Origin of the sequence: Delftia tsuruhatensis NBRC 16741 (assembly GCF_001571325.1) — a bacterium.
Lineage (GTDB): Bacteria > Pseudomonadota > Gammaproteobacteria > Burkholderiales > Burkholderiaceae_C > Comamonas > Comamonas tsuruhatensis.
In genome coordinates this window covers 26,701-51,206 of sequence record NZ_BCTO01000021.1, presented here as the reverse complement: position 1 = coordinate 51,206, position 24,506 = coordinate 26,701, and the positions used below count along the sequence as shown (strand labels likewise).

At 68.4% G+C, this 24,506-nt stretch carries 25 protein-coding genes; 10 read left to right on the top strand and 15 right to left on the bottom strand.

All coding sequences use genetic code 11. The features are described from left to right. Window positions 1–27: 27 nt before the first annotated feature. Window positions 28–459, top strand: a complete 432-nt coding sequence (locus DTS01S_RS09675; RefSeq protein ID WP_016445226.1) for a hypothetical protein — start codon at window positions 28–30, stop codon at window positions 457–459. Window positions 460–553: 94 nt separating this feature from the next. Here DTS01S_RS09675 and DTS01S_RS09670 read toward each other — a convergent pair whose 3' ends face one another. Then, window positions 554–964 carry a type II toxin-antitoxin system VapC family toxin gene (locus DTS01S_RS09670; protein WP_017406564.1) on the bottom strand — a complete coding sequence of 137 codons (411 nt, stop codon included), beginning with the start codon at window positions 962–964 and terminating at the stop codon, window positions 554–556. Next, a complete protein-coding gene (locus DTS01S_RS30345; protein WP_017406563.1) occupies window positions 961–1,230 on the bottom strand; it encodes a hypothetical protein in 270 nt (89 codons plus the stop codon). The genes DTS01S_RS09670 and DTS01S_RS30345 overlap by 4 nt, the downstream gene beginning before the upstream one ends. Window positions 1,231–1,460: 230 nt before the next feature. On the opposite strand from DTS01S_RS30345, the gene DTS01S_RS09660 reads away from it, so the two are divergent. Further along, window positions 1,461–1,832, top strand: coding sequence for an oxidoreductase (locus tag DTS01S_RS09660; RefSeq protein WP_017406562.1), 372 nt, complete (start codon window positions 1,461–1,463; stop codon window positions 1,830–1,832). An 18-nt stretch (window positions 1,833–1,850) separates the two neighbouring features. Here the strand turns inward: DTS01S_RS09660 and DTS01S_RS09655 are convergent, their stop codons facing one another. The 7 genes from DTS01S_RS09655 to DTS01S_RS09625 form a co-directional block, all read right to left on the bottom strand. Then, window positions 1,851–3,728, bottom strand: a complete 1,878-nt coding sequence (locus DTS01S_RS09655; RefSeq protein ID WP_061287653.1) for a TRAP transporter large permease — start codon at window positions 3,726–3,728, stop codon at window positions 1,851–1,853. After that, on the bottom strand, window positions 3,725–4,741 hold the full coding sequence (locus DTS01S_RS09650) for a TRAP transporter substrate-binding protein (RefSeq protein WP_061287652.1): 1,017 nt from the start codon (window positions 4,739–4,741) through the stop codon (window positions 3,725–3,727). Before DTS01S_RS09650 ends, DTS01S_RS09655 begins: the two co-directional genes overlap by 4 nt. Before the next feature lie 61 nt (window positions 4,742–4,802). Then, the gene (locus tag DTS01S_RS09645; protein WP_061287651.1) at window positions 4,803–6,479 is read right to left on the bottom strand and encodes an acyl-CoA synthetase; all 1,677 of its coding nucleotides are present in this window, start codon (window positions 6,477–6,479) and stop codon (window positions 4,803–4,805) included. After that, complete coding sequence (locus DTS01S_RS09640; protein WP_016453058.1) at window positions 6,476–7,642, bottom strand: acetyl-CoA acetyltransferase; 1,167 nt, start codon at window positions 7,640–7,642, stop codon at window positions 6,476–6,478. The genes DTS01S_RS09645 and DTS01S_RS09640 overlap by 4 nt, the downstream gene beginning before the upstream one ends. A gap of 28 nt (window positions 7,643–7,670) precedes the next feature. Further along, on the bottom strand, window positions 7,671–8,516 hold the full coding sequence (locus DTS01S_RS09635) for an SDR family NAD(P)-dependent oxidoreductase (RefSeq protein WP_061287650.1): 846 nt from the start codon (window positions 8,514–8,516) through the stop codon (window positions 7,671–7,673). After that, on the bottom strand, window positions 8,513–8,941 hold the full coding sequence (locus tag DTS01S_RS09630) for a PPC domain-containing DNA-binding protein (RefSeq protein WP_047327143.1): 429 nt from the start codon (window positions 8,939–8,941) through the stop codon (window positions 8,513–8,515). Before DTS01S_RS09630 ends, DTS01S_RS09635 begins: the two co-directional genes overlap by 4 nt. Beyond that, window positions 8,934–9,488, bottom strand: coding sequence for a PCC domain-containing protein (locus DTS01S_RS09625; protein ID WP_016453055.1), 555 nt, complete (start codon window positions 9,486–9,488; stop codon window positions 8,934–8,936). Before DTS01S_RS09625 ends, DTS01S_RS09630 begins: the two co-directional genes overlap by 8 nt. Window positions 9,489–9,631: 143 nt before the next feature. Between DTS01S_RS09625 and DTS01S_RS09620 the strand changes: the two genes are divergently transcribed. Both DTS01S_RS09620 and DTS01S_RS09615 read left to right on the top strand, forming a co-directional pair. Further along, entirely contained in the window at window positions 9,632–10,534 is a 903-nt protein-coding gene (locus DTS01S_RS09620; RefSeq protein ID WP_061287649.1) for a LysR family transcriptional regulator, read from the top strand. A gap of 149 nt (window positions 10,535–10,683) precedes the next feature. Continuing rightward, a complete protein-coding gene (locus tag DTS01S_RS09615) occupies window positions 10,684–12,210 on the top strand; it encodes a WD40/YVTN/BNR-like repeat-containing protein (RefSeq protein WP_061287648.1) in 1,527 nt (508 codons plus the stop codon). Window positions 12,211–12,225: 15 nt separating this feature from the next. Here the strand turns inward: DTS01S_RS09615 and otnI are convergent, their stop codons facing one another. Beyond that, on the bottom strand, window positions 12,226–13,023 hold the full coding sequence (otnI, locus tag DTS01S_RS09610; RefSeq protein ID WP_061287647.1) for a 2-oxo-tetronate isomerase: 798 nt from the start codon (window positions 13,021–13,023) through the stop codon (window positions 12,226–12,228). Window positions 13,024–13,058: 35 nt separating this feature from the next. Continuing rightward, window positions 13,059–14,402, bottom strand: coding sequence for a 3-oxo-tetronate kinase (gene otnK, locus DTS01S_RS09605; protein WP_254787982.1), 1,344 nt, complete (start codon window positions 14,400–14,402; stop codon window positions 13,059–13,061). On the opposite strand from otnK, the gene cobT reads away from it, so the two are divergent. After that, window positions 14,372–15,625: a nicotinate-nucleotide--dimethylbenzimidazole phosphoribosyltransferase gene (gene cobT / locus DTS01S_RS09600; protein ID WP_074931891.1), complete on the top strand. Its 1,254-nt coding sequence runs from the start codon at window positions 14,372–14,374 to the stop codon at window positions 15,623–15,625. The genes otnK and cobT overlap by 31 nt on opposite strands. A 20-nt stretch (window positions 15,626–15,645) precedes the next feature. Here cobT and pdxR read toward each other — a convergent pair whose 3' ends face one another. Next, a complete protein-coding gene (pdxR, locus tag DTS01S_RS09595) occupies window positions 15,646–17,109 on the bottom strand; it encodes a MocR-like pyridoxine biosynthesis transcription factor PdxR (RefSeq protein ID WP_061287646.1) in 1,464 nt (487 codons plus the stop codon). 105 nt (window positions 17,110–17,214) lie between these two features. Between pdxR and DTS01S_RS09590 the strand changes: the two genes are divergently transcribed. Then, entirely contained in the window at window positions 17,215–17,961 is a 747-nt protein-coding gene (locus DTS01S_RS09590) for a GNAT family N-acetyltransferase (RefSeq protein WP_046987989.1), read from the top strand. On the opposite strand, the gene DTS01S_RS09585 is transcribed toward DTS01S_RS09590, so the two are convergent. Then, window positions 17,937–18,842 (bottom strand): LysR family transcriptional regulator, encoded by a 906-nt coding sequence (locus DTS01S_RS09585; RefSeq protein ID WP_174538880.1) that lies wholly within the window; start codon window positions 18,840–18,842, stop codon window positions 17,937–17,939. The genes DTS01S_RS09590 and DTS01S_RS09585 overlap by 25 nt on opposite strands. Before the next feature lie 143 nt (window positions 18,843–18,985). Between DTS01S_RS09585 and DTS01S_RS09580 the strand changes: the two genes are divergently transcribed. Beyond that, window positions 18,986–19,993: a tripartite tricarboxylate transporter substrate binding protein gene (locus tag DTS01S_RS09580; protein ID WP_061287680.1), complete on the top strand. Its 1,008-nt coding sequence runs from the start codon at window positions 18,986–18,988 to the stop codon at window positions 19,991–19,993. Window positions 19,994–20,005: 12 nt separating this feature from the next. On the opposite strand, the gene DTS01S_RS09575 is transcribed toward DTS01S_RS09580, so the two are convergent. Beyond that, window positions 20,006–20,776: a helix-turn-helix transcriptional regulator gene (locus tag DTS01S_RS09575; RefSeq protein ID WP_061287679.1), complete on the bottom strand. Its 771-nt coding sequence runs from the start codon at window positions 20,774–20,776 to the stop codon at window positions 20,006–20,008. Between the two features lie 187 nt (window positions 20,777–20,963). Between DTS01S_RS09575 and DTS01S_RS09570 the strand changes: the two genes are divergently transcribed. Continuing rightward, on the top strand, window positions 20,964–21,452 hold the full coding sequence (locus DTS01S_RS09570) for a DUF3237 domain-containing protein (protein ID WP_016453040.1): 489 nt from the start codon (window positions 20,964–20,966) through the stop codon (window positions 21,450–21,452). Window positions 21,453–21,498: 46 nt separating this feature from the next. Then, window positions 21,499–22,506 (top strand): Bug family tripartite tricarboxylate transporter substrate binding protein, encoded by a 1,008-nt coding sequence (locus DTS01S_RS09565; protein WP_043789667.1) that lies wholly within the window; start codon window positions 21,499–21,501, stop codon window positions 22,504–22,506. Between the two features lie 3 nt (window positions 22,507–22,509). On the opposite strand, the gene nth is transcribed toward DTS01S_RS09565, so the two are convergent. Further along, the gene (gene nth, locus DTS01S_RS09560; protein ID WP_016445245.1) at window positions 22,510–23,163 is read right to left on the bottom strand and encodes an endonuclease III; all 654 of its coding nucleotides are present in this window, start codon (window positions 23,161–23,163) and stop codon (window positions 22,510–22,512) included. Window positions 23,164–23,373: 210 nt separating this feature from the next. Here nth and DTS01S_RS09555 point away from each other — a divergent pair, with 210 nt between their 5' ends. Continuing rightward, window positions 23,374–24,444, top strand: coding sequence for a PDDEXK nuclease domain-containing protein (locus DTS01S_RS09555; RefSeq protein WP_016445246.1), 1,071 nt, complete (start codon window positions 23,374–23,376; stop codon window positions 24,442–24,444). Window positions 24,445–24,506: the final 62 nt, after the last annotated feature.

The window sequence follows — 24,506 nt, the reverse complement described above, 5'->3', positions numbered from 1 at the left end:
CTTTTTCACGAGGAATGGAGTGAAGCTATGAAGAATCCATGGATCCGTCCCCTGCAGCTGTGTATTGGCGCTGCCGTCCTGGGCATGGCCGGCCTGGCCACCGCCCAGCCCGGCCCCGGGCCTGATGGCACGCCGCCTCCGCCCCCCGCCGCGGAAAAGGCCAAGCCCCATCACCACCACAAGAAGCACGCCGAGCACAAGGGGCCCGCCAAGCGCGGCTATGACCGCCGCGACCCTGCCCAGCACGAGGCCGCCGCCGTCCAGGAGCAATCGCGCCGAGGCGGCGTCCAGTCGGGCGACAACTTCCAGCGCAATGCCGTGGCCCGCTGCGATGTCTTCAAGAACGAAGGCGACCGCCGCTCCTGCGTGGAGCGCGTCAAGGACGGCCAGGTCAGCGGCTCCGTCGAAGGCGGCGGCGTGCTGCGCGAGTACACGGAGCAGGTTCCTGTAAGGCAATAACAGCGTCTGCTGTTATTCACCTGAGAAAACCCGCCGGGCCACGAAGCCGGCGGGTTTTTTTGTGGGCGAATGCAGGCGGCAGCGGCGGCTGCATTCAGGCCAGAAGCACCACGTTCAGGCCATGAACCCTCTGGAAGGCAGCGTCCCCCGTCAAGAGCCTGTGGTGTGGTCCCAGTTGCAGGCAACTGGCGGCGTGCAGGGCATCGGGGGTCCGCAGTCCATGACGCGCGCGGATCGCGGTGGCCAACTCCACCACCTCGCGGCTCAGTTCCACCCAGATCAGGTCTGCCCGGGCAAAGAAGGTGTCGAAGACCGCCAACGCGGCCGAGTCATTCGACTTCAAGGGGCCGGTGCGGCATTCCAGCCAGGATAGCCGGCTCACAGCGGATGCCATGCCCGGATAGGCCGTATGCAGCGCCTGGAGCCCGGCCCGGGCACGGCTGGCAAAAGGCTCTCGGGCCTGCAGCAGGTAGATCAGTGCGCTGGCATCAAAAAAGGCGATCACCAGTCGCGCTCCCCTGACAGGAATGCATCGATCTCCGCCTTCTCGCGGGCGCCTGTGGTGGGTTGCGACAGCAGCCATTGCACCGCTGTCATGCCGTGGTGCGGCTGTGGACCCTGCTCCAGCAGCTTCCGGTACTCCTGCTCGGACAGCACCACCGCGGTTGCCTGGTTGCGCTTGATCAGGTGAACAGGGCCATGCCGAAGTCCATCCTCAATGGCAGCCATGCCGCGGCGCTTGAGTTCTGCGGCAGTCAAGGTGTTGTGCACGGTGGCTCCTTATCGGCATCGATGTGTTGAATGGTACTGAATTCAGTATCGAATCTCAAACGCGGATACCGGTGATGTACGAGGGGCATGGAGGGTCCGCCACCACGCCCCTGTCCACCGGATTTGACCTGGGTCATACAAACCCATTCCACCCGCCCCGGACCGGCGCGCACCGGCAAGGCATTTCTATGATGGCGCCGTACTTCCCGTATGGAAAAAGGATTCATCCCATGCAAGCCTTCCGGATCGTGGTCATTGGTGCGGGGCAGACCGGCACTCCCTTGCTGCAGCAGTTGCTGGACGCGCCCTTCGTGCAGTTGCTCGGGGTGGCCGACCTGGACCTGGACCAGCCCGGCATCGCACTGGCACGCGCGCGTGGCGTGCCGGTCACCACACGGTTCATGGATCTGGTGGATGCAGCGGTGGACATCATCATCGACGTGACCGGCTCCCCCCAGGTGCGCGAGTCGTTGCGCAGCAAGATGGTGGAGACCGGCAACACGCACACGCTGATCATGCATGAGGCGATTGCGCTGCTGATGATGTCGCTGTCGGCCCGCCGGCTGGTGACCAGCAAGCACAGCGATCTGGAGTATTCCTGAACGCAGGCGGCCGCGCCTCTACAGGAATCCGATCGACAGCCAGGGCACGGCCGCCACCGCCACCGTACCCAGCAACAGCGCCAGCAGGTAGCCCACGATGGGCCGCAAGCCCTTGTCCGGGTGGATCTGGCCTATGGCGCAGGCTGCGTAGTAGCCCACGCCCAGTGGCGGGGCGAACAGGCCCAGGCCCATGGCGAGCACGACGACGATGGCGTAGTGCACTTCATGGATGCCCAGGTCGCGTGCGATGGGAAACAGCAGCGGGCCGAACAGCACGATGGCGGGTATGCCTTCCAACACCGATCCGAGGATGACGAAGATCAGTAGCGAGACCGCGAGAAACGCGGGTGCCCCGCCGGGCAGGGCGGCCATCGCCTCCGCCAGCGAGCGCGAGAAGCCCGATTGGGTCAGGCCCCAGGCCATGGCCGTGGCAGTGCCGATGATGAGCAGGATGGCGCCCGACAGCGATGCCGTGGCCACGAGCATGGGCCCCAGGCGGCGCCAGTCGAACTGGCGGTAGATCAGCAGACCCGCAATGGCCGCGTAGGCAATGCCCAGGGTCGAGACTTCGGTGGCCGTGGCCACGCCCTCGACCACGGCCGCGCGGATCACGAAGGGCAGCGCCAGTGCCGGCAGGGCGATGAAGCCTAGCCGCGCGATCTGCGACCAGGGCTGGCGCTGTGTCTGCGGCGGCTGGTCATGGCGCGAGCGCCACCAGACGACCACACACAGCGACAGGCCCAGGGCCAGCGCCGGCAGCAGTCCGCCCGTGAACAGCGCTGCAATGGACACGCCCGTGACCGAGCCGATGGTGATCAGCACCAGGCTGGGCGGCACGGTTTCCGTCTGCGCGCCCGTGGCTGACAGCAGGGCCACCAGATCGCCTTCGTCCGCGCCGCGCTTGCGCATTTCGGGGAACAGGGCCGGAGCCACGGCCGCCATGTCGGCCGCCTTGGAGCCCGAGATGCCCGAGACCAGGTACATGGCCCCCACAAGCACATAGGACAGGCCGCCGCGCACATGGCCGAGCAGGCCCGCGAGAAAAGCCACCATGGCGCGCGCCATGCCCGTCATCTCGATCAGCAGCCCCAGGAAGACGAACAGCGGAACGGCCAGCAGGATGAGGTGGGACATGCCTTCGTCCATGCGCCCGACGATCACGGGCAGGGCGGTGTCCGTGGCCAGGGCCAGATAGCCGAGCGTGCCCAGGCCGAAGGCAAAGGCAATGGGCACGCCGCCGAACACGCAGGCCGCGACCACGCCGACGAAGAAGACCAGCAGGTTCAGGCGCCCCAGGTCCTCGAAGAGGCCGAAGATGCCGTTTGCCAGCACGAACGCCGCCATGATGGCGGCCACCACGGCCAGTGCCTTCCAGGCCGCCGCCTTTTCGCCGCTGCGCACCAGGCGCAGCACTGAGAAAACAGCCATCAGCACGATGCCGGCGGGCAGTGCCGCAGCGCGCCAGATGTTGGAGATTTCCAGCGCGGGCGTGGTGATGAAGCGCTCGTCCGCTGCCCATTCCCAGGCGGGCCAGGCCACCAGGGCGAGAAAGGCCAGCGTGGCACAGGTGCCGATGGCATCGAACAGGGCCCGGCGCGCAGGCGACAGGCGTGAGAGCAGGGCCGTCATGCGCATGTGCTCGGCGCGCCGCAGTGCGATCACGGCACCCAGCATGGCCAGCCAGATGAAGAGCATGGAGGCCAGTTCATCCGCCCAGACCAGTGGCTGGTGGAAGACAAAGCGTGCCACCACTCCCGCAAACAGCACGCCGATATCGGCCAGCACCAGCAGGCCCGCCGCGCAAGCCACGGCCGCGCCCATCCAGCGGTCGATGCGGTCCCACGCGGTCCAGGCATCGTGCGGGGTATGGGGGGGCTTGTCCTGGGGCGCAGTCATGCCAGCGCCCCGACGCTGCGCTCGAGGATGGCCCAGGCCTGGTCACCGTGCTTGCGCTTCCATTCGGCGTAGAAGCCGACCTTGCGCAACCGCTCACGGAAGGCGGCGGTGTCGGCAGTGTTGAAGGCCAGGCCCTTGGCGGCCAGCTCCTTTTGCAGGCCGGCGTTGAGCTCGGCGACATCGTCGCGTTCGCGCAGGCCTGCGGCATTGATGTGTCGCGCCACGATGTCGCGCAGGTCTGGGGGCAGTCTTTCCCAGGCGCGGCGGTTGGCCAGGAACCAGAAACCGTCCCACATGTGGTTGGTGAGCGAGCAGTACTTCTGCACCTCGTAGAGCTTGGCCGTGGAGATGATGGCCAGCGGGTTCTCCTGCCCGTCCACGATCTTCGTCTGCAGCGAGGAATAGACCTCGGCAAAGTTGATGGACGCGGGCGCGCTGTCCAGCGCCTTGAACATCGAGGTCCACAGCGGAGAGACGGGCACGCGGATCTTGAAGCCCTGCAGGTCGGCGGGACCCGCGATGGGGCGCGTGGAGGAGGTGATCTGCCGGAAACCGTTGTCCCAGATGCGCTCCATGGCCACCAGGTTGGCCTGGGCGATGCGTGCGCGGATATGGGCGCCCAGCTCGCCGTCCATGGCCTTCCAGACACTGTCATAGCCGTCGAATGCAAAGCCCACGCCGCTGATGGAGGCTGCCGGCACCAGGGTGGACAGGATCAGGCCCGACAGCGTGAAGAACTCCACGCCGCCCGAGCGCAACTGGCCCAGCACATCGGTGTCCGAGCCGAGCTGCCCATTGGAGAAGACCTGGATGTCCACCCGTCCACCGGTCTCGGCCAGGATGGCCTGCGACATCTGCAGGGCCCGGATGTTCATGGGATGCGTGGCGGGCAGGTTGTTGGCGTACTTGTAGCGGAATTCGGCCTTGCTGGCGAAGGCGCTGCGCTGTGAAAGGGCCAGTGGAAGGGCGCAGGCTGCGGCACCGTGCAGCACGTGGCGTCGGGAAAGGGTCATGGCTTGTCTCCTGAGTGTTGTCTTTGTGTCGTTCGGGCGCAAGCGGCGCGCGGGGGGCGCATCACGGGGTCGGGGCGGCCTGCTCCTTTCCCTGCGTCATGTTCTGCAGCAGGCGTTCGCGTATGTCCTTCTTGACCACCTTGCCGTAGCCCGAGCGGGGCAGGGCGTCCCAGAAGTGGAACTGGCGCGGCCAGCGGTAGCGCGCGCAGCGGCCCTCCAGGTGCGCCAGCAGCGCCTCGGCCGTGAGGTCTCCAGCGGTGGCATCGGCACCCTCCTGCGCGACCACCACGGCCACGCCGATCTCGCCCCAGGTGGCGTCGGGCATGCCGAGCACGGCGACCTCGGCCACGGCGGGATGGGTCAGCAGCGCCTCCTCGATTTCGCGCGGATAGACGTTGGAGCCGCCCGAGATGTACATGTCCGATTCGCGCCCCGTGATGTAGAGCAGGCCCCGCTCGTCCAGCCGCCCGAGATCGCCCGTGTGGAACCAGCCGCCCCGAAAGGCCTGGGCCGTGGCCTCGGGGTTGTCGTGGTAGCCCGCAAAGACGGCGGGGCCGCGGCAGCATATCTCGCCGATGGCGCCCGTGGGAACGGGCTGCAACCGGTGGTCGAGGATGGCGACCTCCATGCCCGTGCGCGGGCGCCCGCAGGTTCCGATCAATGTGTCGGCGGTGCCGGTGCTGCCGTCGCTGTGCCCGTCGTCCAGTGCGTGCATGGAGGGCGTCAGCACGGTGATGCAGCCCGTCACCTCGCCCAGGCCGAAGTACTGCACCAGCACCGGGCCCAGCTTGTGCAATGCGCGCTGCTGGTCGGCGTGGTACATGGGCGCGCCCGCATAGACCACGTAGCGCAGCGATCCGTGGTCGAAGCGGTCCACCGCGGGGTCTTCCACCAGCAGCTTGACGATGGTGGGCACGGTGAAGAGATTGGTGACCCGGTGCCGCTGCACCAGCTCCCAGACCTCGGCAGGGTCCAGCCGGTCGGCGGTGGGCAGCACTGTGGCCGCACCGCGCGCCACGTTGAGCAGGGCATGTATGCCTGCGCCGTGCGACAGCGGTGCCACGGCAATGGAGCAGTCGCGCTCGTCCGTGCCCGGGATCAGGTCGGCAAGGTGGTTGGTCACCACGAAGGCCATCTGTCCATGGGTGAGCATCGCGGCCTTGGGCCGGCCTGTGGTGCCGGAGGTGTAGAAGAACCACAGCGGCGTATCGGCATGCACATGGGCTGTAGATGCGGGAGCGCCTGCGTTGTCATGCAGCAATTGCTCGTAGTCCTGCTCGCCCTGGCTTTCGCGAGGCCGGCCGATGGTGATCACATGCCGCAGCCGTGGCGAGGCGGCGCGCACGGCGTCCACATGGCCGGCGAAGCCCTCTTCGGCCAGCATGGCGGTGGCGCCGCTGGCGTGGCCCAGCCAAGCCACTTCGGATGGTGTAAGCCGGAAGTTGACCGGCACCCAGACGGCGCCGAGCCGGAAGGCGGCCCAGCAGCTTTCAAACAGGGCAATGCCGTTGCGAGACTGCACCAGCAGGCGGTCACCGGCCTGCATGCCCAGCGCGCGCAGGCCTTGGACCAGCGCATTGACGCGCGCATCGATCTGCACCCAGGTCCAGCGGCGGTCGCCCTGGATCAGGCCGGGCCTGTCGGGAAACAGGGCGGCCGTCTGCGACAGCAGCAGCGACAGGTTGGCTGCCTGGGGCGCGGGGGCTGCAGCGATGTCCGCAGGTGCAAGCCTGTTCATGCGGCCTCCAGCACGCTCAGGTAGTTGGCCACGGCCGCACCACCCATGTTGAAGACGGCGCCCAGCCGGGGCGCGGGCAGTTGCATGGCCCCGGCCGAGCCTGACAGCTGCATGGCCGCCATCACATGCTGGGAAACGCCTGTCGCGCCTATGGGATGGCCGCGCGACTTGAGTCCTCCCGACGGGTTGACCGGCAGCCACCCGTCGCGGCATGTGCTGCCGTCGAGGATGGCGCGCGCGCCTTGGCCATGTGGCGCCAGGCCCATGGCCTCGTATTCCAGCAGTTCGGCCATGGTGAAGCAGTCATGTGTTTCCACGAAGCCCAGGTCGGCCAGCGTGGCGCCTGCGTCGGCCAGCCCGCGCTGCCACGCCAGGGCGGCGCCTTCGAAGCGCGTGGGGTCCCGCCGCGACAGGGGCAGGAGGTCGTTGACCTGGGTGCGCGAGCGCCAGCGCACGGGCGCCACGCTGGCATTGCCGCAGGCCTGGCGCGAGATGACCAGGGCGGCCGCGCCGTCGGAGACCAGCGAGCAGTCCGAGCGCTTGAGCGGGCCTGCGACGAAGGGGTTCCTGTCCGAGGCGTGGCGGCAGAAGTCCAGGCCCAGGTCACGCCGCATGTGGGCGAAGGGGTTGTGCACGCCGTTGGCATGGTTCTTGGCCGCGATGGCTGCCAGTGCATCGCTCTGGTCGCCGAAGCGTTCGAAATAGCGGGTGGCGATCTGCCCGAACACGCCTGCGAAGCCCGCCGGTGTGGCAGCTTCCTCCTTCACGTAGGAGCAGCGCAGCAGGATCTCGGCAATTTTCTGCCCAGGCTGGGCGTTCATGATCTCGAAGCCCACCACCAGCGCGCAACGTATGCGGCCGGACTGCACGGCGTCGAGCGCAGCCCAGATGGCAGCCGAGCCGGTGGCGCAGGCGTTCTCGCTGCGCGTGGCGGGCACATGGCGCAGTTCAGGCACGGCCAGGGCCACCAGGCTGGCGCTGAAATCCTGGGGCAGAAGGCCGCCATTGAAGTGGCCGACGAAGATGCCGTCGATGTCCCGGGGCTCCAGGCCGGCGGTTTGCAGTGCCGGGTCGATGGCGTCACGCAGCAGTTGCTCGGCATCGGCTGCGGCATGCTTTCCGAAGGGCGTGTGGCCCCAGCCGATGATGCGGGGTGGGTTCATGGCGTGGCTCCTGTGGTGCGGGCGGTGTTCAGGACTGCGCGGACTGCACGGTTGCCGGTGCCTCGGCCAGCCGGCGGCGCAGCGTGGGCAGACCCACGCCTGCGGCATCGAAGCCGCCGTCGACGGCCAGCACCTGGCCGTTGATGAAGCTGGCCGTATCGCTGCACAGAAAGCCCACGGCCTCTGCCATTTCCTGTGGTGTGCCATAGCGGCCCAGCGGGATGGCGTCGTGGTAGTCGGAGCGTATGGCGACGCTGTGCACGAGCTTGGCCATCTCGGTCTCCACCGGCCCCGGTGCGATCACGTTGACGCGCACGCCCAGATTGCCCAGTTCCACCGCATGCTGGCGCGTCATGTGGATGAGGGCGGCCTTGCTCGTGCCATAGGCCACGCGCAGCGTGCTGGCCCGCAGGCCCGAGATGGAGGCGATGTTGACGATGGCTCCGCCGCTGCCGCCGTGGCCTTCGTTGCGAGCCATCCGGGCACCGAAGGCCTGCGTGCAGAGAAAGGCGCCGTCGAGGTTGGTGGCCATGACCGTGCGCCATTCCTCGAACGATGTCTCCAGCACGGGCTTGAAGACCGCCACGCCGGCGTTGTTGACCAGCGCATCCACGCGGCCCCAGCGCGCCATGACGGCGGTGGCGGCCTCGTCCACCTGCTGCGGGTCCGAGACGTCGCAATGCTGGCACAGCAGCCGGGCCGGGCAGTCCATGTCCTGCGCCGTGCGCTCCAGCGTTTCACTGTCGATGTCCAGCAGCGCTACGCGCCAGCCCCGCTGTAGAAACCATTCGCCGATGGACCGGCCTATGCCGCGCGCCCCTCCAGTGACCACGGCGACGCGTGCGGGGGATGGATGGGAATCTCGTTGGTTCATGGACAGGCTCCTGGATCCGGGGTCAAGGCAGAAGGGGTTTTTGGAAGCCACTCTTCGAGGGTCAGCTCGAAGGTGATGCAGACGGGGTTGGCTCCGGCCACGAAGGGGCCGCCATGCACCTGGCCGGTGGTGTCGGCGACCACGCCGCTCAGGCAGGCACGCAGCGAGCCGTCGTCCTGGCAGCGCACCTCGCCGGCGAGGCTGACCACCTCGATGGCCGGCCCGCGCAGCAACAGGCAACTGCCGTCGGCGCGCGCCAGGCAGGCATCGACCAGGCTGCCCAGGGCGCCGCGCACGAAGGCGTTGCGAAAGCCCTGCAGCGCGCAGAGCTTTTCCACGCTCAGCACCAGATCTTCGTTGGGGGCAATGCGTGCGTAGGCGACGCGGCCCATGCGGCCTGACTCGACCATGCGGGCCTCAGCCATGGCAGACCTGCGCGGCGGCCGGACGCATCAGGGACATGCGCGTTTCAGGGTCGTAGGCGATGCGCAGTCCGAACCCGTCCAGCGAGGTCGCCAGGGCGCTGACGGGCGCATTGACGATGCGGCAGCGCTGCGTGAGCACATGGCCGCCGAGCAGGTGGCCCTGTGCGCTGGAGAAGACGGCATGGCAGTGCACAGCCGGATGCCCTGTTTCGGCGCAGCCGAGCGTGGCATTGCCGAACAGCAGCCTGGCGGACTGCAGTGTCGCGGGCGGGCCGTAGGTGGCCACGACATGGCCGCTGCGATCGGGTGGCGCCACGCAGAAATCCAGGTCTTCGAGATCGCCTTCCAGCAAGGTCAGCGAGGCACTCTCGACGCTGGCCGATGACAGTGCGCCGACGATGGCGTCGAACAGCGTCAGCCCGGGCGCCAGGGCCAGCCGCATGTGGCGCGCAGCGGGCGCTTGCCGGTGATCCAGTCGCACGGCGCTGCAGGGGCCGGGATGTATGAGGGTGCGTGGCCTGGGCAGGCCCGCGAGGCGCTCTGGCATGTTTGTCTCCTGCTGCTGCTTTGTATTCAGCTTGTGTTGTCCTGGGCGCGGGATGGTGCGTACAGGCCTGCAGCGCAGTCTAGGGATCTGGTTCAATGCAAGGAAATTTGCAATTCATATGGATCGATTTGCGGAGGCTATGAATGGACATGCGACATCTGCGGTGCTTCGTGGCCGTGGTCGAGGAGATGCACTTCGGTCGCGCGGCCGAGCGCCTGCACCTGACCCAGCCCCCCGTGAGCCTGGCCATCAAGGAGCTGGAGGAGGAGCTGGGCGTGACGCTGCTGGAGCGCACGTCGCGGCGCATCGTGCTTACGAAAGCCGGGGAGGATGCGTTGCGCGACGCCCGTGCCGTGCTGGCCGCTGCCGACACCATGCGGCGCCGCGCACGCGAGACCTCGCACGGGCTCATGGGCTCCATGTCCATCGGGTTCATCAGCCTGCCGGCCTACTCCTTCCTGCCGGAAACGCTGAGGCGCTTTGGCGAGGACTATCCGCAGGTCCGGCTATCGCTGCAGGAGGGCACGACCGACCAGATTGCACATGACATCGAGAGCGGGCGGCTGGATATCGGCCTGGTATTTCGCACGCCGGACCTGCCCGCGTCACTGGACTCTGTGCTGGTGCGCAGCGAGCCGCTGGTGGTGGCCTTGCCCGAGTCCCACCCGCTGGCCCGCAACCGGCGCATCGCGCTGGAGAAACTGGCCCAGGAGCGTTTCCTGGGCTTCGAGCGCCACCAGGGGCCGTTGATGTTCGATGCCATCGTCTCCACCTGCATGCGCCACGGCTTCAGCCCCCGGCTGTTCGCGGCGCGGCAGATGCACACCATCGTCAGCCTGGTCTCTGGCGGTTTGGGCGTGGCGCTGGTGCCCGCCTGTGTGCAGGCCCTGCACCGTGAAGGCGTGGTCTACCGGCCCTTGCTGGGGGAAAGGACGGCCGTGGAGACGGTCGCCGTCTGGCGGCGTGCCGATGATTCGCCGCTGGTGCGGGCTTTGCGGGCGTTGTTGCCACGGCCTGCGGCAAAGAAGGCCGGGCTGGCCGCATAGCGTGCACGCCACCTGCTTCAAAGGGTTTCCGTTGAGCCTGCCCTCATCGCTTGCGATGCACGGCCGTCTTTGCGTGGAAGGCAAATGACATTTTGTAGAATCCGCGCCGCTATTCAGCCATCACTTGCGCCAGTCTGCGCTCCACCACAATGAAGAAACGTGCCTTTCTCGCGACAAGCTTTGTCCTTGCCGCTCTGCTGCTTTCCGGCTGCGCCACGCGACCCATCGAGCCCACACAAACGCTCAATGGCACCGAAGGGGCTGTTGTCCTGAAGCTGATCACTGCCGGCACCGGCGAGTTGGACCCTGCGGATACGCTGAGCGATCTCGCTATCCGGCGTGTGCTCAATCCCGGGGAGGAGGCTACCGGACAGGACTCTGCGGTGTTGCTGCGCAGAAGAACCACAACGCTTTCCACCGCAGTCTTCAGCGGCATGGTGCGTCCCGGGCGCTATACGCTCGTTCAGTTGTCCGGTGGCCGCGGCAACATGTCGTACTACTATCCGCTCAGCCAGCGATTCGGCACGTTTGAGGTGCGGCAGGGGGAAGTCACCTTGCTGGGCACCCTGGTGATGCACCCGACCACGGGTCGCGGTTTCGTGACGGGCTATGTGGCTCCAGAGGCCGACATGATGGCCACGGTCAAGGAGCTCTATCCCGCGCTGGCACGGCAGACTCAGGGGCGACCCGCCCTGGGCTTCGACCCTGATTCGCGTCTGGCAGCCCAGGCTGGCCTCATGCCCAGGATCAAGATGCTTGCCTCGACATGGAATGGTCTCAACCAGTCGGCGGATGGAGAATTCCTGGCGGGCTCCAAATTGGGCAAGGTGCTTTGGCGCAAGGCAGACTCCAGCCGTTGGCAGGAGCTTGAAATAGGAACGCTGCGGGAGGTGGCCTTTGTGCGCCGTTGGCAGGGCGGCCTGCTTGCCGCAGGAGAGGAAGGGCTGTTGGCGCTGTCAGATGGGCAGGGGCAGAACTGGAAGATGCTGAACCCGCCCGACAACGCCTTCATCGCAGTGGCACAGCCGCTGCCGGATGGCCGCATTGCGGCCTTTGTCCGCCGCGACCGGGTGTGGACGGCCTATGCGGGCAGCGGTACCGACACGATTGTGTGGCAGAAGCTTGGGAGTTTTGACGACAGCATGTCGCTCAACATCGGCTGGAAGCGATCCATGGCCATCGCTTTGCCGGACCGTGCTGGCATTGTTCTTCCCAACGGGGAGATGCATCTCTACGACGGCCAGAGCCTGCACCGGCGGGCCACCGGCCAGTCGACTCTTGCCATTCAAGGACAGCCCGATGGCTCCATCGTGGCCCGTGTCGCCACCGTGGCCACCAGCACGCTCATCTCGCGCGATGGGGGCACCACCTGGAGCGATACCGGCCTGGGCCGCTTCGCCCTGACCCAGGCCTTCAAGGATGCGACGACCGGCTATGCGCTCACTGCCATCAATCCCGGCCTGTTCCCAGGCCCTTATGGCTTGATGACGACCCGTGATGGCGGCAAGACCTGGGTGCATACCGGCGAGTCGCCCGGTCTGGCCGGAAAGCTGGCCGTCCTGGAGATGGCTGTGGACCGGAAGGACGGCTCCCTGCTGGCTTTTCTTCCAGACAATGCCATCGTGCGCAGCACGGACGAGGGCGCGACCTGGCGCATTGTCAAGGACTTGCGTTGAAGGCGGGGGCTTGGCCTACAGCCACTCCTTCATCCACCCCAGCCCCTCGCTGGTAGCGTGCGCGGCCGCGCCGCGCGCGGGGCGGTATTCGCAGCCTATCCAGCCGTCGTAGCCCAGCTGGTCCAGCAGGCGGAACAGGTAGGGGTAGTTGACCTCTCCCACGTCGGGTTCGTGGCGTTCGGGCACGCCTGCGATCTGCAGGTGGCCCACGCGGCCCGTGGGCAGGTACTGGCGGATCTTCATGGCGAGGTCTCCCTCGACGATCTGGCAGTGGTAGAGGTCCATCTGGACCTGGACATTGGGCTCGGCAATGTCGGTCAGCAGGGCGTGGGCCTGGTCCTGGCGGCTCAGGAAGAAGCCGGGCATGTCGCGGCCATTGATGGGCTCCAGCAGGATGGCGATGCCGTGGGGCGCGGCCAGCCGTGCGGCGTGGCGCACGTTGGCGATGTAGGTGGCGCGCAGGGCATCGTCGCTGGCGCCTTCGGGCTTGAGGCCGGCCATCACGTGGATGCGTGGGCAGCCCAGCGCGCGGGCATAGGCAATGGCGCGTTCCATGCCCTGGGCGAATTCCGCCTCGCGCCCGGGGATGCAGGCCAGGCCGCGCTCGCCCGCGTTCCAGTCGCCGGGCGGGGCGTTGAACAGCACCTGCTGCAGGCCGTTGTCCTGCAGGCGGCGGGCCAGTTGCTCGGACGCGAAGTCGTAGGGAAACAGGTATTCGACAGCCTGGAAGCCGTCGCGCGCGGCGGCCTCGAAGCGGTCAAGAAAATCCAGGTCGTTGTAGAGCATGGACAGGTTGGCGGCGAAGCGGGGCATGAAGGCTTTCCTGAAAACGGAGGCTGAGTGTGGCATCAGGCGCGCTGCAACGCGCCGAAGGCCTTGGTGAAGAAGTCCGTGGTGCCGAAGTTGCCGGACTTGAGCGTGAGGTGCAGCCCCTGCGGCGCCAGGGGCGAGGCGGCATGGCACCAGGGCACGCCAGGGTCGATCTGCGGCCCTATGCGCATTTGCTCGATGCCCAGCGCCTGCACGCAGGCGCCCGAGGTTTCGCCACCGGCCACGACGAGCTGGCGCACGCCCATCTCGACCAGTCCCCGGGCGATGGCGGCGATGGTCTGTTCGACCAGTGCGCCGGCCTGCTCCACGCCCAGGCGGCCCTGCACGGCCTTGACGGCGGCGGATTCTGCGGTGGAGTAGATCAGCACGGGGCCGCTGGCGATGTGCTGGCGGGCCCAGGCCAGGGCCTTGCCGGCTTCGTCCTCGCCGGCGGCGATGCGCAGCGGCTCCAGCGCCAGGGCAGGGCGCCCCGAGGCGATGAAGTGCGCCACCTGCGCATTGGTGGCCACCGAGCAACTGCCCGAGACGACCGCCTGCAGGCCGGTGGCGGTGGGCAGGGCAGCGGCCTGGGCCGAGGGCTGTATGCCGAAGTTCGCGGGCAGGCCGATGGCCACGCCCGAGCCGGCCGTGACCAGGGGCATGCCGGCCAGCGCCGGGCCCAGGCGCAGCAGGTCGTCGTTGGAGACGGCATCGACCACGGCCATGCCCGTGCCCTCGGCCTGGAGTGCGGCGATGCGCGCGCGGATGGCGGCCTCGCCCTGCGCGACGGCCACATGGTCGATCAGCCCCACCTTGCGCCCTGTCTGCGCCTGCAGCACGCGCACCAGGTTGGCATCGGTCATGGGCGTGAGAGGGTGGTTGCGCATGCCGCTGTCGCTGAGCAGCACATCGCCCACGAACAGGTGGCCCTTGAAGACGGTGCGCTGGTTGTCGGGAAAGGCAGGCGTGGCAATGGCGAATTCGCAGCCCAGCGCGTCCATCAGCGCATCGGCCACGGGGCCGATATTGCCCTGCGGCGTGCTGTCGAAGGTGGAGCAGTACTTGAAGTAGATCTGCGGCGCGCGGCCATTGGCGCCCTGGGCCTGCAGCCATTGGAGGGCCTGCAGCGATTGCGCAATGGCATCGGCCGGCGCGATGGTGCGCGACTTGAGCGCGACCACGACGGCGTCCACGCCCTCGTCCACCGGGCCGGCGGGCACGCCAATGCTTTGCACCACGCGCATGCCTGCGCGCACCAGGTGTGGCAGCGATTGTCTCAGAACGGTGCGGCCTGTACGGCCTGCTGCGGCAATCGACGCCCAGACCGTCCATGGCGGCAGGAAAGAGACCGATGGTTCTGCCGGAGTTGCGCGGCGCGCCATACTTGCGCCTTTGCAATCCGCCCGCCACGCCCGCCCCGGGCCAAGGCCGCTTCGCCATGTCAACGCCCACCCCGCATTCCGCTGCACCCACAGAACACTCGCACGATGGCGCCATTTCCGCTATTGCCGCCACTACCGCTATAGCCGCTATTCCCGCCATCGCCTCGCTGGCCGATGCCGCCTTCACCCAGCGCGTGCAGCACGCCATAGACCACAAGACCAAGCCTTTGGGCGCGCTGGGGCGGCTGGAGCAGCTGGCGCTGCGCATTGCCTGCATCCTGGGTCAGGACAGGCCGGTGCTGCAGCAGCCGCAGATGCTGGTGTTTGCGGCCGACCACGGGCTGGCGGCGCGTGGCGTGTCGGCCTATCCGGTGGATGTGACCTGGCAGATGGTCGAGAACTTCATGGCCGGCGGCGCCGCCGTCAGCGTGCTGGCGCGCCAGCATGGGCTGGCGCTGAACGTGGTGGACTGCGGCGTGGCACGCGACTTTCCCGCGCGCGAGCAGGACCCTGACGACAAGCTTCCCCAGCCCGGCCAGCCGCGCCTGTGGCGCCGCAAGCTGGGCTACGGCACGCGCGACTGCAGCCAGGGCCCGGCCATGACGGCCACCGAATGCGCCATGGCCCTGCGCAACGGCGCGGCCCTGGTGCGCCAGTTGCCGGGCAATGCGCTGCTGCTGGGCGAGATGGGCATTGGCAATACCTCCAGCGCATCCTTGCTGCTGGCGCGGCTGTGCGGCGAGCCCTTGGCCGAGGTCACGGGTGCGGGCACCGGCCTGGATGCAGCCGGGCTGGCGCGCAAGATCGGGGTGCTGCAGGAGGTGCTGCAACTGCACGCGCATGCCACGGAACCGCTGGACGCGCTGGCGGCCATGGGCGGCTTCGAGGTTGCCACCATGGTGGGCGCCGTGCTGCAGGCCGCTGCCGAGCGGCGCGTCATCGTGGTCGATGGCTTCATCACCACGGCCGCCGTGCTGGTGGCCAGCCGCCTGCAGCCGGCCGTGCTGGAGCGCTGCGTTTTCTCGCACCGCTCGGGCGAGCCCGGCCATGTGCGCATGCTGGCCCACCTGGGTGCCGAGCCGCTGCTGGACTGGCAACTGCGCCTGGGCGAAGGCTCGGGCGCGGCCCTGGCCTGGCCGCTGCTGGTGTCGGCCTGCGCCATGCTGGGCGAGATGGCCAGCTTTGCGCAGGCCGGGGTGAGCACGCGCTCGGAACAGGCATAGCCGCTGGGGCTGCGCTGCGGCTAGCGCTGCAATGCAGCCGCTGCCAGCTTGCCCAGCCGCCTGACCAGCGCGCCAAAGCGCGCGGCATCGGTGTTGCCATAGCCGATCACCAGGCCGTTGTCCTGGGGCAGCGATGCCAGGGCGAAGGACGACAGGGCGCCCGGGTTCATGCCGGCGCGCCGTGCCTGCTCCACGATGGCACGGTCGGACAGGTCCGGCGGCAGCCGCACCGTCAGGTGCAGGCCGCCGTGGCCGCCCAGTACCTCATGCTCCACGCCCAGTTGCGTGGCCAGCGCCTCGCGCAGGGCTGCCTGGCGCTCGCGGTACAGGCGCCGCATGCGGCCCAGGTGGCGCGAGAACTGGCCGCTTTCCATGAAGTCCGCCATGGCCAGCTGCTCCAGTCGATGGCCGCCGCGCAGCATCTCCTGCACGGCGGATGCCGCGCTGGTGGCCAGGGCCTGCGGCAGCACCACAAAGCCCAGGCGCAGTGCCGGGAACATGGTCTTGCTGAAGGTGCCCACATAGAGCACGGGCGCGTCCGGCACCTGGCCCTGCATGGCGGCGATGGGCGTGCCCTGGTGGCGGAATTCGCTGTCGTAGTCGTCCTCGATGATCCAGGCCCCCGCGCGGCGCGCGCGCTCCAGCAGGTCCAGCCGGCGCGCCACCGACAGCACGGCGCCCGTGGGATATTGGTGCGACGGCGTGATCTGGATCAGCCGTGGAGGATGGCTGTCCCACAGGCCGGGGGCAATGGCTGCGCCATCCGCATCCACGCGCAGTGTGCTGACGCACAGGTCTCCCCCCGCAAAGGCCGACTTGGCGCCCCGGTAGCCGGGCTCCTCCAGCCAGGCATGGTCGCCCGGGTTGGTGAGCAGTTGCACGCACAGGTCCAGCGCGCCCTGGGCGCCTTCGGTGACGATGATGCGCGAGGCATCGCAGCGCACGCCGCGCGAGATGCGCAGGTGCTGCGCAATGGCCTGGCGCAGTGCGGGCTCGCCCGCAGGATCGCCATAGTCCAGCGTGGCGCTGGCGGGAAGGCGCAATGCGCGGTCCTGCGATCGGCGCCAGGCGGGCAGGGGGAACCTGTCCAGGGCGGGCGTGCCCGGTGTCAGCGGCAGGCTGCGGTCCAAGGCGTGGCGTGTGGGCGCGATGCGGTCCAGGCGCCGTGCCGTGCGGGGTGCGCAGGGGGGCGGGGCGGCGGCCTCGGCGGCTGCCATGGAATGGGTGGACACAGCCGCCACGCGCGTGCCCTGCCGGTCGGCGACCACATAGCCTTCGGCCGCCAGTTGCTCGTAGGCGATGAGCACGGTGTTGCGCGAGACTCCCAGATCCTCCGCCAGCGAGCGCGAGGCCGGCAGGCGGTCGCCGGCCGGCAGCCGGCCCGCCAGGATGGCCTGCTTCAGGCGCTGGATCAGCTGGCGCTGGCGGGGAGCCGCTCCAGGGCCGGATTGCAAGGGACTGGTCAGCAGGTCGGAAGCGTGCATGCAATGGACGGCGTGGCACCATGAAATAAGAGGGATATGGCGCTTTCAATGATGCCACGCGGGCGTTATCGTGGCCCTGCCAAATGACCTGACCAGGAATCTCCCATGCCCCCCGCGCTCAACGCCCACTCCCAACCCGTAGGCCACGACCTTCCCAACTGGACCCCGCGCCAGCGCCCGCCGCGCACGCCCATGCAAGGCCGCTACTGCCGGCTGGAGCCGCTGTCCGCCGCGCGCCATGCAGCCGATCTGTTCGATGCCTTCAGCCAGGCGCCGGACGCCAGCGACTGGACATACATGTCGGTAGGCCCCTTCGCGGACGCCCAGGCCTATCTGCGCTTTGCCGAGGCCGCCCAGGCCAGCGATGACCCGCTGCACCACGCCGTCATCGACCTGGCCACGGGCCGTGCCATCGGCTCGCTGGCGCTGATGCGCGTGGACACGGCCAGCGGCGTGATGGAAGTGGGCTTTGTCTGCTACTCGCGCCAGCTCAAGCGCACGCGTGCGGCCACCGAGGCGCAGTTCCTGCTGATGCAGCGCGCCTTCGACGAGCTGGGCTACCGCCGCTACGAGTGGAAGTGCGACAGCCTGAATGCGCCGTCGCGTGCCGCAGCGGCGCGCCTGGGCTTCCGGTTCGAGGGGGTGTTCCGCCAGGCCGTGGTCTACAAGGGCCGCAGCCGCGACACGGCCTGGTTCTCCATCATCGACAGCGAATGGCCGGCGCTGCGCGCGGCCTACCAGCGCTGGCTGGAGCCCGGCAACTTCGATGCGCAGGGCGGGCAGCTGCGTTCGCTGTCCAGCCTGATGGAGCCGGGAGCGCAGCCGGCTCAGGAGCCTGCCGGCGTGGCGTAGTAGGCCTGCAGCACCTCGATCAGGGCCTGCGCATGGCGCGGCAGCCGGCCCTGGTCGCGCACGAGGATGCGGCGCTCGCGCACGCTCCAGGCATCGGTCAGCTCGATCAGTGCCAGCCGCATGCTGTCGCTGTTGCGCCGTGCGGCGCTCTCGGGAACGATGCCGATTCCCACGCCCGCGCCGATCATGCGGCACATGGCGTCGAAGCTGGACAGCTGTATGCGCAGCTTCATGGGCTTGCCCAGGCGCTCGGTCACACCCGCCAGAAAGGTCTGCAGCGTGCTGCCCTGCTGCATGCCGATGGCGTCCTCGTCCAGCGTCTCGGCAAACGCAATGCGCTTGCGCCGCGCAAAGCGGTGGCCGCGCGGCGTGGCCAGCACCAGCCGGTCGGTGCTGAAGTGGATGGTCTGCAGGCCCAGCGTGTCCACCTGGCCGGCCACGATGCCCAGGTCGGCCCGGCCGTCGAGCACGCCGCGCGCGATCTCGGCGTTGGGCCGCTCCTGCAGGTCCACGTTCACGCGCGGGTGGTCGGCAAGAAAGGCCGGCAGTATCTCGGGCAGGAAATCGGTCACGGCCGTGGTGTTGGCAAACACCCGCACATGGCCGCGCAGGCCGGCGCCGTACTCCTGCAGGTCGTGGCGCAACTGCTCGGACTGCAGCAGCATGCCGCGCGCATGGTGCAGGAAGGCTTCGCCGGCCGGCGTGGGCCGCACGCCGCGCGCCTCGCGGTACAGCAGGGGCATGCCCGCCTGCTCCTCCAGCGCCTTGATACGCAGGCTGGCTGCGGCCAGGGACAGGTGCTGCCTTTGCGAGGCGCGCGTGAGGCTGCCCAGTTCGGCGGCATGCACGAACAGGCGCAGGTCCGTCAGGTCGAAATGCATGAGGGGCATGAAGGGCGAAGAGGGCATGGGCGGGGTCAAGGCTTTGTCAATTCCGAAGGCCGGGTCAGGAAATGCGCGATTGTGCGCTGGCCCGGCACGGGCAACCATGCGGGCTTGCGACAAGAACAAATGGAGACATGACCATGCCGGATTCTTCCTTTCCCCTGCCGTCGAGCCTTTTGCGCCGCCGAAGCCTGGTGGCCGCCGCACTCGCATTGCCCCTGCTGGGCCATGCCCAGGCCTGGCCTGCGCGGCCCATCGTGATGATCGTCCCGCAGGCGCCGGGCGGCACCAACGACATCGTGGGCCGGCTGGTCAGCCAGAAGCTGGCCGAGGTGCTGGGCGCCAGCGTGGTGGTCGAGAACCGGCCCGGCGCGGGCGGCAACATCGGCACCCAGGCCGTGGCCAAGGCGCCGCGCGACGGGCATACGCTGCTGATGACCATCAGCAGCAGCCAGGCCATCAACCCCGCGCTGTACCGCAAGCCGGGCTTCGATCCGGTGAAGGACTTCCGGCCCATCGGCCTGATCGGCTCCGTGCCCAATGTGCTGCTGGCCCATCCCGGCGTTGCGGCCAAATCCGTGCCCGAGCTGATCGCCATGGCCCGGGGCCGGCCCGACGAGTTCCGCTATGCCTCGGCCGGCAACGGCACGCTCAACCATCTGCTGGGCGAGATGCTCAACAGCATGGCGGGCATCCAGCTGCAGCACGTGCCCTACAAGGGCGTGGCGCCCGCGCTCAACGATGTGCTGGGCGGGCAGGTACCGCTGCTGTTCGGCAGCCTGCCGTCAACGCTGCCCCATATCCAGGCCGGCCGGCTGCGCGCGCTGGCCGTGAGCGGCGCGGCGCGATCGCCGCTGCTGCCTGATGTACCCACCATTGGCGAAACGGTGCCCGGCTACAACGGCACGCTGTGGGTAGGGCTGTTTGCTCCTGAAGGCGTGCCCGCGCCGGTGCTGGCGCAGTTGCAGGACGGCATGGCCCGCGCGCTGGCGGCCGGCGATCTGCGCGGCAAGCTCGAAGCCTCGGGCGTGGAGCTGGCCGGCCCGGCCGACAAGCCCGTGTCACCGGACCGGATGGCGGCCCTGCTGCGCGAGGACATCGCCAAGTGGGCGCGCATTGTGAAGGACTCCGGCGCCTCGCTGGACTGAGCCCCGGCCCCTTCAGCCCTGCGGCTCCATGGCCAGCGCGAACAGCTCGCTGCGAAAGTGGATGCCCAGCCGTGCAAATGCGCGGTTACGGTAGGTCTTGACGGTGGGCAGGCTGAGGGACAGGTCGCAGGCAATGCCCTCGTGCTTCATGCCCTGCAGCAGCCGGGCGCAGACATCGAGTTCGCGCGGCGTGAGGCCGGGCTGTGCCTGCAGCAGGCGCATGCGCAGGGCGGGCAATGTCTGGCGCTGTCTGGGCTGGGGGGCTGGGGACGCCGATGCCGCAGCCACGGCAGGCTGCGCCTGCGTCAGCGCGATGTGCTTGTGCGCCAGGGCCAGCAGCACGGGCGCCATGCTCTCGAAGCAGCCGATCTGCGCATCGCCCAGCGCCCTCTGGTGCTGGTGGCGGTAGAAGTTGACGGCAAACACACCGCCGTCGTCCTGGTGCTCGACGATGGATACGCGCTCGGCCATGCCGTGCGCGTCGTAGACCAGGGCGCGGTGCTCGCCTTCCACCTCCTGGGCCGTGATGTGGCACAGCGCCGTGCTGCGTGCCGGCGCTGTGCCGCCGTGCTTCCACGTGCTGTCGCGCAGATGGGGGCCTGAGAGATAGGCGCGCCAGCACTCGCGCGTGGTGTCACGCGCCTCGCTGCTGGCCGACAGGAACAGCTGCGGCCGGCTGCGCTGCCCCGTGCGGTAGACCGACCAGGAGGCGACAGGCAGCAGCGCGTTCATGGCCTGCAGCACCTGCAGGGCGAAGCCCGGCCCACCCAGGCTGGACACCATCTGGCCCAGCGCATGGCTGGACGCCTGGCCGGGCAAGGCGCTGGCGTCAAGGGCGGGGGAGGGGCAGGTCCAGTGTCTCAAGGGATGGCAGGGGCGGGCAGGGCGCTGTCATCTTCCGGGATGACGGCCTGCCCGGGCAATGGTGCTTATGCTAGGTCCCGATCCCATTCACCGGAGCCCCAGAACCATGCCAGATGACGTGCCGCAGCTTGCGGCCTTGCCCGATCCGCGCTTTCGCTTCTTCGCCGACCTGAGCGTGCAGGTGGGCCCGCCGCAGGAGGTCGGTGCCACGGCGCACGGCGGGCGCCGGCTGATCCCCATCCTGGGCGGCACGGCCCGGGGCGACGGCTGGAGCGCGCGCGTGCTGCCCGGAGGCGCGGACTTCCAGCGCATCGTGCACGGCGGGCTGGCCGAACTCGACGCGCGCTATGTGCTGGAGACCGATGCCGGCGACCTGATCTATGTCTGCAACCAGGCCCTGCGCAGCGGCGACCCGGCGCACATGGCCAAGCTGGCACGTGGCGAGCCCGTGGACCCTGCACATATCTACTTCCGCTGCGCGCCCCGCATGGAGACGGCCAGCCGTGCGCTGGCCTGGATCAACGAGCGCCTGTTCTTCGGCACCGGCGCGCGCCATCCCGATCGCGTGCAGATGCGCTTTCACGAGCTGCTCTGAGGGGGCCTTCCCCGCTTCGATACCTACAACACAGGAGACACAACACATGAACAACCCTGCATCCAAGGCGCGCCGCGCCGCCGTGGCCTGCACTCTTGCCGCCGTGCTGGCCACCGGCCTGGCTCCCTGGGCCGCGGCCAGCGCCCAGCCTGCTTTTCCGAGCAAGCCCGTGCGCCTGCTCGTCGGCTTTCCTGCGGGAACGGGGCCGGACATCGTGGCACGCCTGCTTGCGCAAAAGCTGTCCGAGCAATGGGGCAACCTGGGCGTGGTCGTGGACAACAAGCCGGGCGCTGGCGGCCTCATCGCCGCCAGCGAGGCGGCACGCGCCGTGCCTGACGGCTACACGCTGATGCTGGGCGAGACCGGCCAGCTCAGCATTGCCCCCAACACCTACCAGCGCCTGCCCTACGATCCGCAAAAGGACTTTGTGCCCGTCAGCCAGGTCGTCACCTCCGACTTCGTGCTGCTGGTCAATCCGCAGAAAGTGCCGGCCCGCAATGTGCTCGATTTCGTGGCCTGGGCGCGCCAGCGCAAGGAGCTGTTCATCGCCACCTTCGGCGCCGGCACGCCAGGCCACTTCGGCGCCTTCATGTTCGGCAATGCCGTGCAGCTCAGGCCCGAGCCCGTGCACTACAAGAACACCAACGATGCCCTGGGCGGCCTGTTCAGCGGCGACGTGCAGGCCGTCTTTGCCACGGCAGCCCTGGCCGCGCCCCAGGTCAAGGCCGGCAAGCTCGCAGCCCTGGGCAGCACGGGCGCCACTCGCACCCAGTCCATGCCCGATCTGCCGACCATCCGGGAGCAGGGCTATCCGTCGCTGGAGTTCAATTCCTGGTTCGGCGTGGTCGCGCCCGCCAAGACACCGCCCGAGATCGTGGCCAGGCTGCAGGCCGACATCGTGCGCGCCCTGCAGCAGCCCGACAGCCGCAGCCGGCTGGAAGAGGCCGGTTTCCGCGTGACGGGCACCACGGGCGACGAACTCGCCCGCATCATGCGCGCCGACACGGTCACCTGGGGCAAGGCCGTGGCGGCCACGGGCTTCAAGGCCGATTGAAGCTCAGCGCTTGCCCGCAGCCGGCGCAGGCGTCTTGGGCGAGTAGTCGCAGTACGGCGCCACCACGCACTCCCAGCAGCGTGGCTTGCGGGCCTGGCAGACGTAGCGGCCCAGCAGGATGAGCCAGTGGTGCGAGTCCACGGCATAGGCCGGCGGCACGCGCTTCATGAGCTGCATTTCCACGGCCAGCGGCGTCTTGCCTGGCGCCAGGCCCGTGCGGTTGCCCACGCGGAAGATGTGCGTGTCCACGGCCATGGTGGGCTGGCCAAAGGCGACGTTCAGCACCACGTTGGCCGTCTTGCGGCCCACCCCGGGCAGGGCTTCCAGTTCCTCGCGCGTGCGCGGCACCTGGCCGCCGTGGCGCTCGACCAGGATCTGGCAGGTCTGCATCAGGTGTTTGGCCTTGCTGCGGTACAGGCCGATGGTCTTGATGTAGCCCTCCAGCCCTTCAAGTCCCAGGTCCAGGATGGCCTGGGGCGTATTGGCCACGGGAAACAGCTTGCGCGTGGCCTTGTTCACGCCCACGTCCGTGGCCTGGGCCGAGAGCAGCACGGCAGACAGCAGCTCGAACACGTTGGTGTATTCCAGCTCGGTCTGGGGCGAGGGGTTGGCGGCCTTGAGTGTGGCGAAGAAGGGTTCGATGCTGGTGGTTTTCATTGTGGGAAGCGCGTGTCCATCGATGTGGCGAGCATTGTCGTGCAAGTGTGATTTCTAGGACTGTTCTGGTTTTTGATGTCTGCGAGGGCCAGATCGTCTGGTTATGCCGTTGCGGCGTTGACGTGCTGGGGCCGCATGGCAATAGTGGGCCGGATCGATTCCGCCGACACCACACATACAGACAACACGCCACCAGGAGGGGGCGACCGCATGGCCACTCGCAAGATATCCGTTTCTCCCGCGATCGCGGCGGCGCAGACCCTGCTGGGTGATGTCCGCGACCTGATCGAGGCCGCGCGGCTTCGGGTGGCTTCCACCATCAACAGCGAAATGACCCTGCTGTACTGGCATATCGGCCAGCACATCCATGACTGCGAATCCGAGGTGCGGCAGGCCGGCTGCAGCGACAAGGTCCTGCCCTCCCTGGCCGGGCATCTGGTCCAGGGCTATGGCGGCAGTTTCTCGGAAAAGAACCTGTGGCGCATGGTGCAGTTCTCCACCACCTTTCCTGATGAGCCCCTGGTCATCTCGCCCACGCGGCAGTTGAGCTGGGCGCATTTCATCGCGCTGATTCCGCTCAAGGACGCCCTGCAGCGCGAGTACTACGCCAGCATGGCGAGCATTGAGCGCTGGAGCGCCCGCACGCTGCGCAGCCGCATCGATTCCCGGCTGTACGAGCGCACCGTGCTGTCCTTCGATGCGGACACGCTGGTCGCGCAGGAGCCCACGCAGCGAGCCACCGAGCGCATGTCGCCAGCGCTGTTCATGCGAGACCCCTACATCCTCGACTTCCTGGGGCTGCACGATGCCTGGCAGGAGGGCGACCTGCAGGCGGCCGTCATCCGCGAGATGGAAGCCTTTTTCCTGAAGTCGGGCATGGGCTTCAGCCTGGTGGCGCGGCAAAGGCACATGCAGATGGATGACCAGGATTTCCAGCTTGACCTGCTGTTCTACCACCGCAGGCTGCGGCGGCTGGTGGCGGTGGAGCTGAAGGTGGGCGAATTCGCGGCTGAGGACAAGGATCGGATGGAGCACTACCTGCGCTGGCTGGATCGGCATGAGCATGAGCCGGGCGAGGATGCGCCGCTGGGCATCATGCTGTGCTCGGGCAACAGCTCGGAGCAGATCGAACTGCTGGAGCTGGGCCGCGGCGGCGTCCAGATGGCCGAGTATCTGCCCGGCCTGCCTGCTCGCCATGTGCTGGCCCAGCGGCTGCGGGAGGCCACGCGCCGGGCGCAGTGGCACTGGGCACAGTGCCACCTGGAAGTCGGGCAGGGCTGAGCACGGGCGCCGGCCTGCAGTCCATCCCTTCCGTCTTTCTCTGCTTCTTCTACTTCGTCTTC

What these genes read in the sequence shown, in the direction of transcription:
- nth (WP_016445245.1), bottom strand. Translation starts at nt 23,163, where the DNA reads ATGAAAACCACCAGCATCGAACCCTTCTTCGCCACACTCAAGGCCGCC.
- DTS01S_RS09635 (WP_061287650.1), bottom strand. Translation starts at nt 8,516, where the DNA reads ATGAACCAACGAGATTCCCATCCATCCCCCGCACGCGTCGCCGTGGTC.
- DTS01S_RS09575 (WP_061287679.1), bottom strand. Translation starts at nt 20,776, where the DNA reads ATGGTGTCCAGCCTGGGTGGGCCGGGCTTCGCCCTGCAGGTGCTGCAG.
- DTS01S_RS09645 (WP_061287651.1), bottom strand. Translation starts at nt 6,479, where the DNA reads ATGAACAGGCTTGCACCTGCGGACATCGCTGCAGCCCCCGCGCCCCAG.
- otnI (WP_061287647.1), bottom strand. Translation starts at nt 13,023, where the DNA reads ATGCCCCGCTTCGCCGCCAACCTGTCCATGCTCTACAACGACCTGGAT.
- DTS01S_RS09555 (WP_016445246.1), top strand. Translation starts at nt 23,374, where the DNA reads ATGGCCACTCGCAAGATATCCGTTTCTCCCGCGATCGCGGCGGCGCAG.
- pdxR (WP_061287646.1), bottom strand. Translation starts at nt 17,109, where the DNA reads ATGCACGCTTCCGACCTGCTGACCAGTCCCTTGCAATCCGGCCCTGGA.
- DTS01S_RS09640 (WP_016453058.1), bottom strand. Translation starts at nt 7,642, where the DNA reads ATGAACCCACCCCGCATCATCGGCTGGGGCCACACGCCCTTCGGAAAG.
- DTS01S_RS09660 (WP_017406562.1), top strand. Translation starts at nt 1,461, where the DNA reads ATGCAAGCCTTCCGGATCGTGGTCATTGGTGCGGGGCAGACCGGCACT.
- DTS01S_RS09650 (WP_061287652.1), bottom strand. Translation starts at nt 4,741, where the DNA reads ATGACCCTTTCCCGACGCCACGTGCTGCACGGTGCCGCAGCCTGCGCC.
- DTS01S_RS09565 (WP_043789667.1), top strand. Translation starts at nt 21,499, where the DNA reads ATGAACAACCCTGCATCCAAGGCGCGCCGCGCCGCCGTGGCCTGCACT.
- DTS01S_RS09625 (WP_016453055.1), bottom strand. Translation starts at nt 9,488, where the DNA reads ATGCCAGAGCGCCTCGCGGGCCTGCCCAGGCCACGCACCCTCATACAT.
- DTS01S_RS09590 (WP_046987989.1), top strand. Translation starts at nt 17,215, where the DNA reads ATGCCCCCCGCGCTCAACGCCCACTCCCAACCCGTAGGCCACGACCTT.
- cobT (WP_074931891.1), top strand. Translation starts at nt 14,372, where the DNA reads ATGGTTCTGCCGGAGTTGCGCGGCGCGCCATACTTGCGCCTTTGCAAT.
- DTS01S_RS09630 (WP_047327143.1), bottom strand. Translation starts at nt 8,941, where the DNA reads ATGGCTGAGGCCCGCATGGTCGAGTCAGGCCGCATGGGCCGCGTCGCC.
- DTS01S_RS09585 (WP_174538880.1), bottom strand. Translation starts at nt 18,842, where the DNA reads ATGCATTTCGACCTGACGGACCTGCGCCTGTTCGTGCATGCCGCCGAA.
- DTS01S_RS09655 (WP_061287653.1), bottom strand. Translation starts at nt 3,728, where the DNA reads ATGACTGCGCCCCAGGACAAGCCCCCCCATACCCCGCACGATGCCTGG.
- DTS01S_RS09615 (WP_061287648.1), top strand. Translation starts at nt 10,684, where the DNA reads ATGAAGAAACGTGCCTTTCTCGCGACAAGCTTTGTCCTTGCCGCTCTG.
- otnK (WP_254787982.1), bottom strand. Translation starts at nt 14,402, where the DNA reads ATGGCGCGCCGCGCAACTCCGGCAGAACCATCGGTCTCTTTCCTGCCG.
- DTS01S_RS09580 (WP_061287680.1), top strand. Translation starts at nt 18,986, where the DNA reads ATGCCGGATTCTTCCTTTCCCCTGCCGTCGAGCCTTTTGCGCCGCCGA.
- DTS01S_RS09620 (WP_061287649.1), top strand. Translation starts at nt 9,632, where the DNA reads ATGGACATGCGACATCTGCGGTGCTTCGTGGCCGTGGTCGAGGAGATG.
- DTS01S_RS09570 (WP_016453040.1), top strand. Translation starts at nt 20,964, where the DNA reads ATGCCAGATGACGTGCCGCAGCTTGCGGCCTTGCCCGATCCGCGCTTT.
- DTS01S_RS09675 (WP_016445226.1), top strand. Translation starts at nt 28, where the DNA reads ATGAAGAATCCATGGATCCGTCCCCTGCAGCTGTGTATTGGCGCTGCC.